The 13,043-nt window shown below is 41.4% G+C and carries 13 protein-coding genes; 3 read left to right on the top strand and 10 right to left on the bottom strand.

The window, feature by feature from the left end:
* Window positions 1-8 precede the first annotated feature (8 nt).
* From ureE to ureG, 3 genes are all read left to right on the top strand, one after another.
* Window positions 9-455, top strand: coding sequence for an urease accessory protein UreE (gene ureE, locus NSTC745_RS33830; RefSeq protein WP_445634933.1), 447 nt, complete (start codon window positions 9-11; stop codon window positions 453-455).
* Window positions 430-1,122 (top strand): urease accessory protein UreF, encoded by a 693-nt coding sequence (locus tag NSTC745_RS33825; protein WP_445634932.1) that lies wholly within the window; start codon window positions 430-432, stop codon window positions 1,120-1,122. The genes ureE and NSTC745_RS33825 overlap by 26 nt, the downstream gene beginning before the upstream one ends.
* A gap of 86 nt (window positions 1,123-1,208) precedes the next feature.
* Window positions 1,209-1,811 (top strand): urease accessory protein UreG, encoded by a 603-nt coding sequence (gene ureG, locus NSTC745_RS33820; RefSeq protein ID WP_445634931.1) that lies wholly within the window; start codon window positions 1,209-1,211, stop codon window positions 1,809-1,811.
* 202 nt (window positions 1,812-2,013) lie between these two features.
* Here the strand turns inward: ureG and NSTC745_RS33815 are convergent, their stop codons facing one another.
* The 10 genes from NSTC745_RS33815 to kdpA all read right to left on the bottom strand — a co-directional run bounded on the left by NSTC745_RS33815 (window position 2,014) and on the right by kdpA (window position 12,806).
* Window positions 2,014-3,798, bottom strand: a complete 1,785-nt coding sequence (locus NSTC745_RS33815) for an iron uptake porin (RefSeq protein WP_445634930.1) — start codon at window positions 3,796-3,798, stop codon at window positions 2,014-2,016.
* A gap of 291 nt (window positions 3,799-4,089) precedes the next feature.
* Window positions 4,090-5,550, bottom strand: a complete 1,461-nt coding sequence (locus NSTC745_RS33810; protein WP_445634929.1) for a hypothetical protein — start codon at window positions 5,548-5,550, stop codon at window positions 4,090-4,092.
* Between the two features lie 67 nt (window positions 5,551-5,617).
* Entirely contained in the window at window positions 5,618-5,839 is a 222-nt protein-coding gene (locus NSTC745_RS33805; RefSeq protein ID WP_445634928.1) for a DUF7219 family protein, read from the bottom strand.
* Window positions 5,840-6,028: 189 nt separating this feature from the next.
* Complete coding sequence (locus NSTC745_RS33800) at window positions 6,029-6,397, bottom strand: pentapeptide repeat-containing protein (RefSeq protein WP_445634927.1); 369 nt, start codon at window positions 6,395-6,397, stop codon at window positions 6,029-6,031.
* A gap of 30 nt (window positions 6,398-6,427) precedes the next feature.
* On the bottom strand, window positions 6,428-6,763 hold the full coding sequence (locus tag NSTC745_RS33795; RefSeq protein ID WP_445634926.1) for a hypothetical protein: 336 nt from the start codon (window positions 6,761-6,763) through the stop codon (window positions 6,428-6,430).
* Window positions 6,756-7,118, bottom strand: coding sequence for a TrkA C-terminal domain-containing protein (locus tag NSTC745_RS33790; protein WP_445634925.1), 363 nt, complete (start codon window positions 7,116-7,118; stop codon window positions 6,756-6,758). Before NSTC745_RS33790 ends, NSTC745_RS33795 begins: the two co-directional genes overlap by 8 nt.
* A 299-nt stretch (window positions 7,119-7,417) precedes the next feature.
* On the bottom strand, window positions 7,418-8,050 hold the full coding sequence (kdpC, locus tag NSTC745_RS33785; RefSeq protein ID WP_445634924.1) for a K(+)-transporting ATPase subunit C: 633 nt from the start codon (window positions 8,048-8,050) through the stop codon (window positions 7,418-7,420).
* The gene (locus NSTC745_RS33780) at window positions 8,050-8,319 is read right to left on the bottom strand and encodes a potassium-transporting ATPase subunit F (RefSeq protein WP_445634923.1); all 270 of its coding nucleotides are present in this window, start codon (window positions 8,317-8,319) and stop codon (window positions 8,050-8,052) included. Before NSTC745_RS33780 ends, kdpC begins: the two co-directional genes overlap by 1 nt.
* 130 nt (window positions 8,320-8,449) lie before the next feature.
* Window positions 8,450-10,591, bottom strand: a complete 2,142-nt coding sequence (gene kdpB, locus NSTC745_RS33775; protein WP_445634922.1) for a potassium-transporting ATPase subunit KdpB — start codon at window positions 10,589-10,591, stop codon at window positions 8,450-8,452.
* A 469-nt stretch (window positions 10,592-11,060) separates the two neighbouring features.
* Window positions 11,061-12,806 (bottom strand): potassium-transporting ATPase subunit KdpA, encoded by a 1,746-nt coding sequence (gene kdpA, locus NSTC745_RS33770; RefSeq protein WP_445634921.1) that lies wholly within the window; start codon window positions 12,804-12,806, stop codon window positions 11,061-11,063.
* Between the last annotated feature and the right edge of the window lie 237 nt (window positions 12,807-13,043).

The raw sequence follows: 13,043 nt of genomic DNA, 5'->3' as shown, positions 1-13,043 counted from the left end.
AAACTCTGATGCTGACATTTACCCAAATCAGGCCACCTAATTACAATACAGCAGTCAGTTTGACTCTGGCGCTAACAGCCGAAGAACGTACCCGTAGCCGTCATCGCTTTGAAACAGAAGATGGGAAGGTTGTATATTTACATTTACCTAGAGGAACTGTCTTACACGATGGTGATATTCTCCAAGATGAAGCGGCTAACAATTTAATTAGAATTACTGCTAAACCAGAACTAGTGATGACTACCTTTGCCGAAACACCACTTTTATTACTCAGGGCAGCATATCATTTAGGAAATCGCCACGTACCTGTAGAAATTACCCCGACTTATTTACGCATATCTTCAGATTCAGTTTTACGCACAATGTTGGAACAATTGGGATTAGAAGTTAAAGAAGAAATTTTACCGTTTCAGCCAGAATTGGGAGCTTATGGACAACACCATCACGCTCACTGATAGCCATTTTTTAAATATTTTACAGTTGGCTAGTCCTGCTTTGCCTGTGGGAGCATATAGCTATTCTGAAGGCTTGGAAACATTGGTAGAAAATGGTACGATCGCCAATCAAGCATCTCTCAAACATTGGCTAGAAGCACAATTAACTTACGGCGCAATTCGACTAGAGGCGGCGGTAATGGCGCGAGCGGAGAAATCTGCAAAAATGGGTGATGTAGAGTCTTTATGCTCTTGGAATTTGTGGTTATCCGCTGCTAGAGAAACAGAAGAACTACGCGCCTCTAGTTGGCAAATGGGGCGATCGCTCATCCAATTACTTGGTAAACTAGAACCTGAGATTCTACCTATAACCAATAGTGTAGGTAATCCTTGCAATTATGCGATCGCTTTTGGCATCGCCCTTGCCCATTGGCAGATTAACATCAAAGCCGGATTATTAGCATATCTGCACAGTTGGGCGAGCAATTTGATTACAGCTGGCGTCAAACTTATTCCCCTGGGGCAAACAGCAGGACAGCAATTATTACTAGAATTGCAACCATTAATTAGTAATATGGCATTAGAAATTCTAACCTTGGAAGATGAACAACTCAGCTGTTGGAGTTGGGGTTTATCTCTAGCAAGTATGCAGCATCAAACGCAGTATACAAGATTATTTAGGAGTTAGGAGTTAAGAGTTATTATTCTCCCTATGCCCATGCGCCATGCCCAATGCCCCATCCCCAATGCCCAATGACTAATGACAAATGACCAATGACAAAAAACGCATTTAGAGTAGGTGTTGCTGGCCCGGTTGGTTCCGGGAAAACGGCTTTGGTGGATGCTTTGTGCAAAAGGTTGCGCGAGCAGTATCAGATTGCAGTGGTAACAAATGATATTTATACTCAAGAAGACGCTCAATTTTTAGTACGTTCTCAGGCTTTAGCAAGCGATCGCATTTTGGGTGTAGAGACTGGAGGTTGTCCTCATACTGCCATTCGTGAAGATGCTTCTATGAATTTAGCAGCAATTGAACAATTAGAGGAACGTTTTAACGATTTAGATTTAGTCTTTTTAGAAAGTGGCGGCGATAATTTAGCAGCTACCTTTAGTCCAGAATTAGTAGATTTAACAATTTACGTCATCGATGTTGCCGCTGGCGATAAAATTCCCCGCAAGGGTGGCCCCGGCATTACTAAATCTGATTTATTAGTGATTAACAAAACTGACCTTGCACCTTATGTCGGTGCAGATTTAAGTGTCATGGAACGCGATGCTAAAAAAATGCGTGGCGATAAACCTTTTATATTTACTAATTTGAAAACTCAATCAGGGCTTGCAGATGTGATTAACTTTGTCTGCACAAATATTTGTTAAATGCCATTGAGTATGGGGAGATGAGGACATAGCTTCGCTAAGGGAAAAGGGAAAAGGGTAAAGGTTAAAGGGAAAACAAAAATCTTTCCTTTCCCCCTTCCCCCTTGCCCAATGCCCAATGACCTAATGACTAATGACTAATAACAAAATTAAGTCACCAAAGTTAAAATCTTTGGTGACTCAATAGTATTTTGCTAAACCTTTAGAACGTGAAAGTTGTTCTTAGCGTACCGATAATGGCATCGTCGTTAGCACTGTTTTGACCAGGAGAAGTCAACCAAATCACGCCAGGGGTGATTGAGATGTTATCTGACACGCGGTATCTATAGAAGCCTTCAAAGTGATAAGGTATGTCATTACCAGTACCAGCAAAAGCTGGTCGGTTACGGGCATATGGTTCTGCACCAGCAAAAATACCCAATACGTTACCTTTTTTACCGAAGTCAGGCAAGGCTACCCCAACACCGTAACTCCAAGCTTCATAATCATCATCTGCGCCGAAGCCTGTGACATCGTGGTAAGAAATGAAGCCACTAATTGACAGTTTGTCGCTAGGTCTGAAGGCTGCTTCTATACCGTAAGAATTACTTGAAGATCCGTTTAGCGCAGTTAAGGTATTTGCTTGATTGGTACCTACGACGCGGTTAGTACTACCCAAACCACCACCTAGATCGAATAAATTACCGCCTCCAGCACCATGATAGCCGTGAACGTAGGTAGCAGCGATCGCCAAGCTATCGCCAATACTAAAGTTCAACTGTCCTAGAGCAGCATAATTCCCCTCGAACAAACCTTGATTGGCTATAGGATTATTAGCATTTGACGCCAAATAACCTATGGTCAGGGAACTTGGTCTGAAAATGCTACCACCTTTGCCAAAGGGTAAAGTCAATGCCGCACCTGCGCCACCACCAATGCGATAGATGGGGCTTTCAGAAGCAAAGGTAGACAACGCACCATTACCACCGTCATAATCCTCAAAATAAGGGTTATTAGTGGCAACGTAATCGCTGTGAATACCTCCGGTAGCTGCAATGTAAAGTTGGGCTGGACCAATGGGTACGTAATAAGACAGCCAGTCTATAATTACACTATTGTTACCAGTAGTACCGACTTGAAACGTTTGTGAACCTTCAGCAGTACTGATAGGAAAACCAGCATCATCTATTTGATTAAAGGCTATTGCATTACCAGCCGCCAGACGGGTGTGTAGTACGTCTTTACCCGTGAAGCTGCTTTGCAAGTCTAAACGCACCCGATCTTGGAAGACAGTGTTATTAACGTCGCCAGTGTTACCGCCAAATATATCAGTAACGGCAAAAATAGCTTCACCCACTAGTTTGGTTGTAGTGGAAAACTGATTTGCTTCCAATTCAGCAGTACGGGCTTCTAAAGCATCTACTCGACCGCGCAGAGTTGCCAGTTCTGCTGAGAATTCTTCTTGCAAACGTTGGAGAGTGGCCAAATCCTGTTTTGTCACCAAGTCAGCAGTTGCTGTGGCAATCAGTTCATTAACCCGGTCTAAACAAGCATTCAAACCTGCGGCAAATTCATAACGAGTCAGGGCCCGGTTACCACGGTAAGTGCTATTCGGGTATCCAGCAATACAACCGTAGCGCTCAACCAGAGATTGCAAAGCTTGGAATGCCCAATCAGTCGGCTGTACGTCAGAAAACTGAGAAACTGATGTGACTTGAGACAGCGAATTCTGTTTTTTGCCTTCGCTGCTGTAGCGGTTAACTTGTTCTAAGACTTGACTATCATCAGTCTTTGCTTGGGCAACCACAAATTTTTCGGCAGTGGGTTGCTGTATTTGCATCGATAGCGAAGCGCCAATAGTTTCTGGTGCTTCTGCGTGAACAGCTTTTGCCTTTGTATCTTCAGAAGAGCTTGCTACCTCAGCAGCTATAGCCCTAGCGGAAACCAACACCGTCACTCCTAAAACTACTGGACTTAGTACCAGAGTTTTCCACAATAAATGAGACATTTTTTATTTTCCTTTCCCAAAAAATACCCAAAAATCACTGGGTTCAAGAAAAAGAGAATAAGCAATTATTCTACTTGGTAAAAATATTATCAGATTGTAGCCACATCAGCTATGTCTCACAGAATATTTACGGATGAAGAATCGTAAACTTTTATAGATGGCTTGTGTTTAAAATCAACAGTTGTCAGCATTAGGCACTTAGTAGTCACAAGTCAGAATCGAGGTATGATTGACTTATTCATTCATCATCGTATTTTCCTAAATTCGGACTTTCAATGCTCCAAAAAGTCTTTATGCTGGTATTTCGCTAGATTTGGAACCATTTCTAGACTTTAGCTTCTTATTTTTGACTCTAATTTGCGGTAGTTCCTTTTTATCTTTGTAAAAGTAACAGATTTCCACTAGAGTTGGCCAGATTTCTAGAGAGCCGTGAAATTGGCTAATAACATCGTCGATAATTCTAGAGACATTTTGCTGAAAAAAGTCAGGTTCAAACCCATAAAATACTCTTGACAGGTTCGCTGCAAACAATTGTAAGGACTGCTTGCGTTCTTCATTTTGGGTAGATACTGAAGCTTTAAGTACCTGAGTGTGCATGACAGAAATTTTTTGTAAGATTTCCTCGGAGTCTTCTAAGGTGACCTCACCAGAGTAATCAAACTTGATTCCCAGATCGTCAAGATGATAAACACTATTTTTAATCTTCTTTTTCAGCAAACTACATATTTCTTCATTAAAGAGTTCACTAGCTAGAGGATTACGCATGTAATTATTTCTAATATGATTTTGGACAGCATCAACATGTGCAGCCACAATGCCTTCTTGGTGTATCCAAAGCCTGTAAATATAATCTTCAAATCTCAGGCGAGTTGGAAAAAAAGGTGGTAAACCTAGCTGATTGTCATATCCAGCAACTCCACAATCCATTCTCCAGTTTTTATTAGTGATAACAGGTCTAAAATTAGTGAGAATATAAAAATCGTTTAGGTCATTTGGACTGATTTGGTTTTCATCATTAAGATACATATGAACGAAATCAAGTGTATCAATATCGTTAGTTCCGGTGCGAAAAGTTTGGGCAATCTTGACGATGGCATTATTCAATACTCTCCCTTGCTGCAATAAAAGGCTGTTCTCTCGAAAGTAACCTTTGGTAGTGTTGGTTTCTAAATCCATCGCTGTATCAATAATAAATTCTCCAGCCTCGAAATTTTTTGGTACATGGCTGGCTTTTTGACCGAGAACATCACCAAAAGCTGTGAGTAAATCAAAAGATTTATGCACAAAGCCATCTTTTTGATTGGATTTGATTAGTTTCCCTCGACATATTTCATCACCTGTTAAAGATTCTGGACTAGTTTCAATCAATGCATCTGGTCGCATATCGTCATCTGCACTGACCATTAAATGTCCAAGGGTATACATTAAGGTGAAGTTGCGATTACCGCCATAGCTGGGGCGAAATAGGTTTTTGACTAGGGATTCAAGTTTGCGGTCGCGCAGTCTTTCATTCAAAAATGTAATAAATTGTTCTTTCTGATGTGGCCCAACATAAAATACATCATTGACTGTTTTAGTCTGCTCTAAAAGTGGGTAATATTTCTCGTGATTGGCAATGGTAGAATCGTCAAAAACTATAATTTTTAAAGCATGGCCATTCACCCAAAAATTCTCATCATATTTTTCGATAGTCTCTGCCACATCTCTTAATCGATGAGTTGGGATAACAAATATTGTTTCTTTTTGCCTCATAAATTTCTTCAGATTTTTTAAATCAATTAAAATGACGAATTTAGTTTGTAGCCCCAATTTCCAGTTTCTATTTACTGGCTTTAAACTCTTGCCAGAGTGCCTCAATTTTACTCAAAGCTTCTTTTTGAGATAGTTTACCGTTAGTTTGTAAGCTGCTAATATAGCCAATTTTTTGAGCAAACTCTTGCAGATTGGCATTAAAAATTAGGTTATCTGATGTAACTTGACCGTAATAGCGGCTAAGAGGGTAGAGAAAACTATTTTTAACTGGATAATTAAGCTGTGTCATTTATTTACTCACTATCGATATATTTGATGAAAATCATTATATTTTTGTTGCTTCATCGCAGCGATTTGTTCTAATTCCATTTGGCATTACTGTTTCGCAGAAAATTACAGAATTGCGACTTCGGATATCACTGTTTTTAGAAGCTTTTATGAGATTGGCATAACTCAAATTAGCATTTGTAAAATCAGTTCATTCGAGGTTGCAGCCTTGTAGATTTGCTTGTTGTAAATCGGCACCAACTAACAATGAATTCTTGAGGTTAGCTCCAGTTAAATCGGCTCCTTGGAGATTCACTCCGCGAAGGTCTGCCCATTCCAAATTTGCATACCGGAGATTAGTATTTTTCAGTTTCGCTTCCTGGAAATTTGCCGATCGCAAATCAATTCCTTGTAAATTAGCTTTTGAGAAATTCACTTTTGAGAAATTACAACCAAAACATTTTCTTGTTTCTTGTAGCTGTTGAATAAGATGTTGTCGAAACAAATCATTGCCTCGATCGATTAACGAGGGACTCAACACAAACATCATTGAAATCACAACTCGTAAAAAGATATTCATAAATATGAATTCAAGCTAAATCAAATAACTCTATCGAGATTTGTAGTCAGAGCAACTGAAGGCTTCTTTCGTTAAAGCAATATCAGGATGTACTGCACACTTGAGATAAGAATTGTTGTTAAAAAAATGACACTTTGTACAGGGATGTGGCTGTACAGTTTTGATACTGACTACTTCATCTTTCTCCTCTGTTAAATTTTGTCGGGGATCTTCTAGTGATTTGCAGAAACATGAAACAAGATAAACAATAATTCCCCAAGCAACCATGAAGCAAATGTGAGCCAAAAATACTGCTACAAAGGGAATATCTCCGTCCCGTGCTTTTGTGTGATTATGTGTTGTTTCAATTTCTTTAACTTCAATCAAAGTAGACTGATGAACACTCTTTTGGAGGAATAAATTCTGAATCATCTGAATTGAGAGATTCTTTGTCTGTTGGTCGAGATTCCAATAAGCAATTGTTGAGAGAATGGATTTTTTTGAGAGTGACCTTGAGAGCGGGAACCATCATTGGATGAATTGCGATCGCTAAGATGTAATCTCCAGCACAAATAACCGGATTATTCATTACCGAAATGATTTGACTCTCTCTTAAAATTCCTAAAAAAGCACATTTATTCGGTAACTGAATCTCGCTTAAATTAATACCGCAGTAAATACTATTTACTTGGATTAAAACACCAAATAGGCTTGGCTCTAAAGCTTTTTTGTTTTTTAACACTAAATATTTTTAATTAACTCTAATAATATTCTCTAACAATTTACAGAAAAATCTATTGATTTTTGATATATTTTGAAAATCTAAAAATTATACTTAAACAAGTAAATATATATTTTTTAAATAGCTAAAAAGGCATATATTTAGAGATATATTTTTCATAACTTTGGCGCAATACGGTTCGCTTAAAGCTAAAGTATTGGGAATATGGGATAAACAAAAAGATCCCCGACTTCTTTAAGAAGTCGGGGATCTAAAGCCTAAATAAATAGCTTTTTTAGGCACTTTTCATACTTTTATTCCTAGACTCGATCTAGAGCTAAATTCGACTTCAAAACATTAACTCCAGGTTCACCAAAGATGCCAAGAAAGCGACCATCGGTGTTTTGAGCAATTAAAGTTTCGAGTTCGTTCGGCTGAACTCCGCGTACTTTGGCTACTCGTGTAATTTGGGCTTTGGCGGCTTCGGGGGTGATGTGAGGATCGAGGCTAGAACCAGAGGTGTATAAAAGATCCGCAGTTGGCTGTACGCCTGCTGTTTTCAGACGATTGAAATCACCTTCAACTTTTTTGCTGGGGTCTGGGTCATCTTTGCCTTTGATGCGTTCTAGTAATGCGGGATTGCTGGGGGCTAAGTTACTAGCACCGGAAACTCCAGTTTGCAAAACTCCCGCATCATCTTTTTTGGGGTCGGCGGTGCTGTAGCTGGTGGTGCTAGGACGGCTGTTAAAATAGCGATCGCTACTAAAAGGTTGACCAATCAACGCAGAACCCACTACTTGACCTGTATTATTTGTCAATAAACTACCATTTGCTTGAAAGGGAAATACAATCTGACCAATGGCAATCATCAAAAAAGGATAAATAATCGCTCCTATTACCCAGAGTACCAAGGTAGAACGAATAGCTCTGCTAGCTTCGCGTGCAAAACTCATTAGAATTTCTCCGGTACAAACATTACAAAAAATAAATAGATAGAAAGTCCTACGGTGACCAGTCCTAGCAGTCCCACTCCCCAAGCTTGACTGCGGGAAAGTTGTTCGCTTGTGGCAGCATAAACTACAGGTGCAACTACTAAGTTGAAGCACATTGCTAGGAATAAATACAATGGCAGTTTTTGTTTGCGCCATTGACACCAGATTTCAGTTATTGCTTCTGATATTTGGGAGATAGGAATAGTGTGTTGGATGTGAGGGAGTTTCATAAGTAAATTCAGGGTTTTTCCAGAAATAAATTATCTAAGAAAACGAACCACAGAGGCGCAGAGGACACGGAGAAATGAAGAAGAGAGAATTTTTGTTTGAGATTTTTGGATGTTTTCTAATTTGGAAGTCTTAAGACAAGGGCAAGATTATATCTATAATTTTGATGGCAATGAAGGGAGCAACGATACCACCAATGCCATAAATAAAGATGTTGCGACGTAGTAATTGGTCTGCGGAAAGAGGTAAGAATTTTACTCCTTTTAGTGCTAAGGGAATTAGTGCTGGGATAATCAAGGCGTTGTAAATTAATGCTGAGACGATCGCAGATTGAGCGCTCTTGAGTGCCATGATATTCAGTGCGCCGATTCCAGCCGCAGCAAAAATAGTCGGAATGATGGCAAAATACTTGGCGATATCATTGGCGATGGAGAATGTTGTTAATGCTCCACGGGTAATGAGTAGCTGTTTACCAATAGTTACTAAGTCAATTAATTTTGTGGGGTCTGAGTCTAAGTCCACCATGTTAGCAGCTTCTTTGGCAGCCTGCGTCCCAGAATTCATCGCCAAACCCACGTTTGCTTGAGCCAAAGCAGGTGCATCGTTAGTACCGTCCCCAGTCATTGCCACCAGTTTACCCTGGGACTGTTCCGAGCGAATCACCTCGATTTTGTCTTCTGGAGTCGCTTCGGCAATAAAATCATCAACTCCAGCTTCTTTAGCAATCACGGAAGCGGTAATTCGATTATCGCCCGTGAGCATGATGGTGCGAACGCCCATACGGCGGAGTTGGTCAAACCGTTCCCGTAAACCAGGCTTGACAATATCTTTGAGGTAAATCACACCATAAATTTTCTCATCCTGGCAAACAGCTAAGGGCGTACCCCCTAGCCGGGAAACTCGCTCATAAGCTGCATCTATATCATCGGGAATGTAACCGCCGCGAGAACGCACAAATCCCTTAATGGCATCCACCGCACCCTTGCGAACTTGTTTGCCATCGGGTAGATTTGTGCCACTCATGCGGGTTTTGGCGGAAAACTCCACACCTTCGGCTTTTTCGATATTAAAAACTACTGAAACCTGGGATTTTTCTGCTAATGCCACAATTGACTTGCCCTCCGGTGTATCGTCAAATAAGCTAGCAGCTAAAGAAACTCTCGCCACATCTGCGATTGAATGATTATCCAAGGGAATAAACTCATCAGCCATGCGGTTCCCCAAGGTGATAGTTCCTGTTTTATCTAGCACCAAAGTGTTGATGTCGCCGCAAGCTTCAACTGCTCGCCCAGAGGTAGCAATGACGTTGAATTGCGCTACTCTGTCCATCCCTGCAATACCGATCGCACTGAGCAAACCACCGATAGTTGTGGGAATCAAAGCTACCAGTAATGATATTAATATCGCCACGCTAGCACCCGCCCGCAAACTGTTTGCTGCCTCAGCACCAAATACAGTGCTGATAAAATTGGCGATGTAGCTGACAAAAGGCGGCATGGTCGCCACTACAATTAAGAACACCTGTGTCAGCACTGCTAGCAATACCGTCAAAGCAATCTCATTGGGAGTTTTGGTGCGTTCTGCTCCTTCTACCAAAGCAATCATGCGATCGATAAAGCCTTGACCGGGATCGGCGGTAATTTTAATCGTCAGCTCGTCGGAAAGTAAGCGCGTACCTCCCGTCACCGAACTAGCAATATCCGTACCTGGTTGCTTCAGCACAGGCGCAGATTCCCCAGTAATCGCAGACTCATCTACTGAACCAATGCCTTTAATTACTTCGCCATCGGCGGGAATGAGGTTATTGGCAATTACCTTTACCAAATCACCCCGCCGCAGTTCCGTAGAATTGACTTTTTCAATGGAACCATCGGGCAGGATTTTATTAGCAATGGTATCCGATCGCGTCGTTCTCAGCGAATCAGCCTGAGCTTTGCCTCGTCCTTCAGCCACAGCTTCGGCAAAGTTAGCAAAAACGAGTGTGAAAAACAGAATAAAGGTAATCAACCCATTTAACAAGCGTTGTTGGTTGACATTTGCCTGGATTGTACCAAACAAATTTGGGTTAAGGGTCACTAGAAAAGTGATAATTGTCCCGACCCAAACAACAAACATCACTGGATTTTTAACAGTAATTCGCGGATCGAGCTTGACAAATGACTCACGAATTGCTCTCTGGTAAATTCCCCGCATATCTGCCTTGGGGGTGTGCTTGCGCGAATCACGAGTTCCTGATGGAACGCGGGGTGAATGAGGATTATTAGTAGTTGGCATAAATTAAATTAGGGGAATGGGGCATCCCTTCGACTACGCTCAGGGCAAGTGGGCATTGGGCATAAGTCTTTGAACTAAATTAATGGAGTTCTGAGGTGCATTAATGAATATCAAAGACTCGTTAATGGAGTTCTGAGGTGCATTAATGAATATCAAAGATTCATTAATGGAGTTCTGAGGTGTATTAATGAATATCAAAGATTCATTAATGGAGTTCTGAGGTGCATTAATGAATATCAAAGACTCATTAATGGAGTTCTGAGGTGGATTAACGAGTATCAAAGACTCATTAATGAAGTTCTGAGGTGGATTAACGAGTATCAAAGCTGGATGAACGAGTTTCTATAATTTATTCTCTGCTCCCCATCTCCCCATCTCCCCACCTCCCTATCTCCCCATCTCCCCACCTCCCCATCTCCCCACCTCCCCATCTCCCCACCTCCCTACTCAAACCGCATCGTCCCCACTCCTACCCAATACCTTTTGCGATAAAAAACGCTTCACCGATGGGGCCTAATGCTAATACTGGGAAGAATGTCAACGCGCCGAGAATTAAAATCACGCCTGCGGTAACGCCTGTAAATAATCCAGTATCGGTTCGCAATGTCCCAGTGGTATAGGGAACAGCTTGCTTGCGGGACATGCTATCTGCTAAAAACAGTAAACCCAGTATGGGAATATAGCGCCCTGCCAGTAAACTAAAGCAAGTACTCAAGTTCCACCACAAAGCGGTTAAAGTCGGTTTTGTGCCTGTGGCGATCGCTAACGGTGAAGGTTGGGAATCGCCTAAACCTTCAAACCCAGAACCGTTATTAGCAGCAGCGGAGGCGTATTCATAGATAACTTGAGCAAAGCCGTGGAAACCAGGATTGCTAATTCCTGCTAATTGGTCGGGAAATGCTAAGGCGATACCTGCGGGAATCATAATTGCGATGGGGTGGACTAGCAAAATCAAGAAACTAGCCAGTACAACCTCCCGCTTCTCAATTTTGCGTCCGAGAAATTCTGGCGTGCGTCCCACCATTAGTCCTGTAGCGAACACAGCCAGAATCAGGTAAGCAAACAAGTATGCGGTTCCTGTACCCTGTCCGCCCCAAATAATTTGTAGGAACATATTGGAAAGGGTAATAAAACCGCCGTTGGGCATGAAGGAATCGTGTAAACTGTTGACTGCACCGCACATGGTACCGGTGGTACTGACTGCGAACAGCACAGACTCTGCCCAACCAAACCTGACTTCTTTACCTTCCAAATTCGGTTGCTGACTTCCTAGCACCGCATTCACAGCCGGATTGCCGTTATATTCGCCAATGGCTGTAACGACAATAAATCCTAGATAAATAACACCCACCATACCGTAGACTAACCAAGCTTGCTTAGTGTTGTTAGCAAACAAGCCATAGGCGTAGATTAAGGAAGTGGGAATCGCAAGCATGGCGACAATTTCAATTAAATTGGTAAATCCGTTGGGATTTTCAAAGGGGTGTGCGGAGTTGATCGCAAAAAAACCGCCGCCGTTTTCGCCTAATTGCTTGATGATTTCAAAATGGGCAACAGGGCCGCGAGCGATCGCCTGACTAACGCTAGGATCTTCCAAGGTGGGAAACACCGCTACACCAGCCAGTGTTTCTGGCACGCCAGCCGCCATCAAAGCAATCCCGCCGACAATACAAATAGGCAGCAAAATTCGCGTAATCGAGCGAATCAAGTCTACATAAAAATTGCCCAACGATCTACCAGTTAATCCCCGAATAAAAGCTATTCCCACAGCCAAACCAGTCGCAGCTGAGGTAAACATGTGATAACCAAGCCCCCACATTTGACTGGCATAACTCATGTAAGTTTCACCAGAATAATGCTGCTGGTTGGTGTTAGTAATAAAGGAAATAGTAGTATGTAGCGCTGTATCCCAAGTTGGCGCATTTATCTTGGTTGGGTTTAATGGTAACCATCCTTGATTCATAATAATCAAGAAAATCAGCAACCCCATTGCAACATTGCTATACAAGATTGCCCGTCCATACTGCCAACCAGTCATATTTTCCTTAGCTTTAACGCCAACCAAGGAGTAAAGCACTCGCTCAACCGGATTTAAAACTGGATCGAGAAAAGTACTTTGTTCTTGGTAGACACGCGCCATATAGCGCCCAAAAAAAGGAGTAATTGCTACTACAATTAGTAGCGTTAATATGATTTGAATCCATCCTTCTAACATTGGATTAATCGAACTCCGGCATGAGTTATTTTGCAATAATTCTTAGATATTTTGCTGTGAATACCCAAATAAGTCTTGGTTTATGAATATGTAGTTGACAAATCAATAATGAAACTTTTTGTTAAGAAAAACAAGGTATAAATTAATATTTAAACTTAAATATATTAGTGATATAGTTTTGCAAAGATATAATTTATAGAGCGTTTATTTTGATATATATCTGCAAATATAGAAAAT

It is taken from the genome of Nostoc sp. DSM 114161, from assembly GCF_052692665.1.
This window is presented reverse-complemented; position numbering and strand designations above follow the sequence as displayed.

What these genes read in the sequence shown, in the direction of transcription:
- ureE (WP_445634933.1), top strand. Translation starts at nt 9, where the DNA reads ATGCTGACATTTACCCAAATCAGGCCACCTAATTACAATACAGCAGTC.
- NSTC745_RS33825 (WP_445634932.1), top strand. Translation starts at nt 430, where the DNA reads ATGGACAACACCATCACGCTCACTGATAGCCATTTTTTAAATATTTTA.
- ureG (WP_445634931.1), top strand. Translation starts at nt 1,209, where the DNA reads ATGACAAAAAACGCATTTAGAGTAGGTGTTGCTGGCCCGGTTGGTTCC.
- NSTC745_RS33815 (WP_445634930.1), bottom strand. Translation starts at nt 3,798, where the DNA reads ATGTCTCATTTATTGTGGAAAACTCTGGTACTAAGTCCAGTAGTTTTA.
- NSTC745_RS33810 (WP_445634929.1), bottom strand. Translation starts at nt 5,550, where the DNA reads ATGAGGCAAAAAGAAACAATATTTGTTATCCCAACTCATCGATTAAGA.
- NSTC745_RS33805 (WP_445634928.1), bottom strand. Translation starts at nt 5,839, where the DNA reads ATGACACAGCTTAATTATCCAGTTAAAAATAGTTTTCTCTACCCTCTT.
- NSTC745_RS33800 (WP_445634927.1), bottom strand. Translation starts at nt 6,397, where the DNA reads ATGAATATCTTTTTACGAGTTGTGATTTCAATGATGTTTGTGTTGAGT.
- kdpC (WP_445634924.1), bottom strand. Translation starts at nt 8,050, where the DNA reads ATGAGTTTTGCACGCGAAGCTAGCAGAGCTATTCGTTCTACCTTGGTA.
- NSTC745_RS33780 (WP_445634923.1), bottom strand. Translation starts at nt 8,319, where the DNA reads ATGAAACTCCCTCACATCCAACACACTATTCCTATCTCCCAAATATCA.
- kdpB (WP_445634922.1), bottom strand. Translation starts at nt 10,591, where the DNA reads ATGCCAACTACTAATAATCCTCATTCACCCCGCGTTCCATCAGGAACT.
- kdpA (WP_445634921.1), bottom strand. Translation starts at nt 12,806, where the DNA reads ATGTTAGAAGGATGGATTCAAATCATATTAACGCTACTAATTGTAGTA.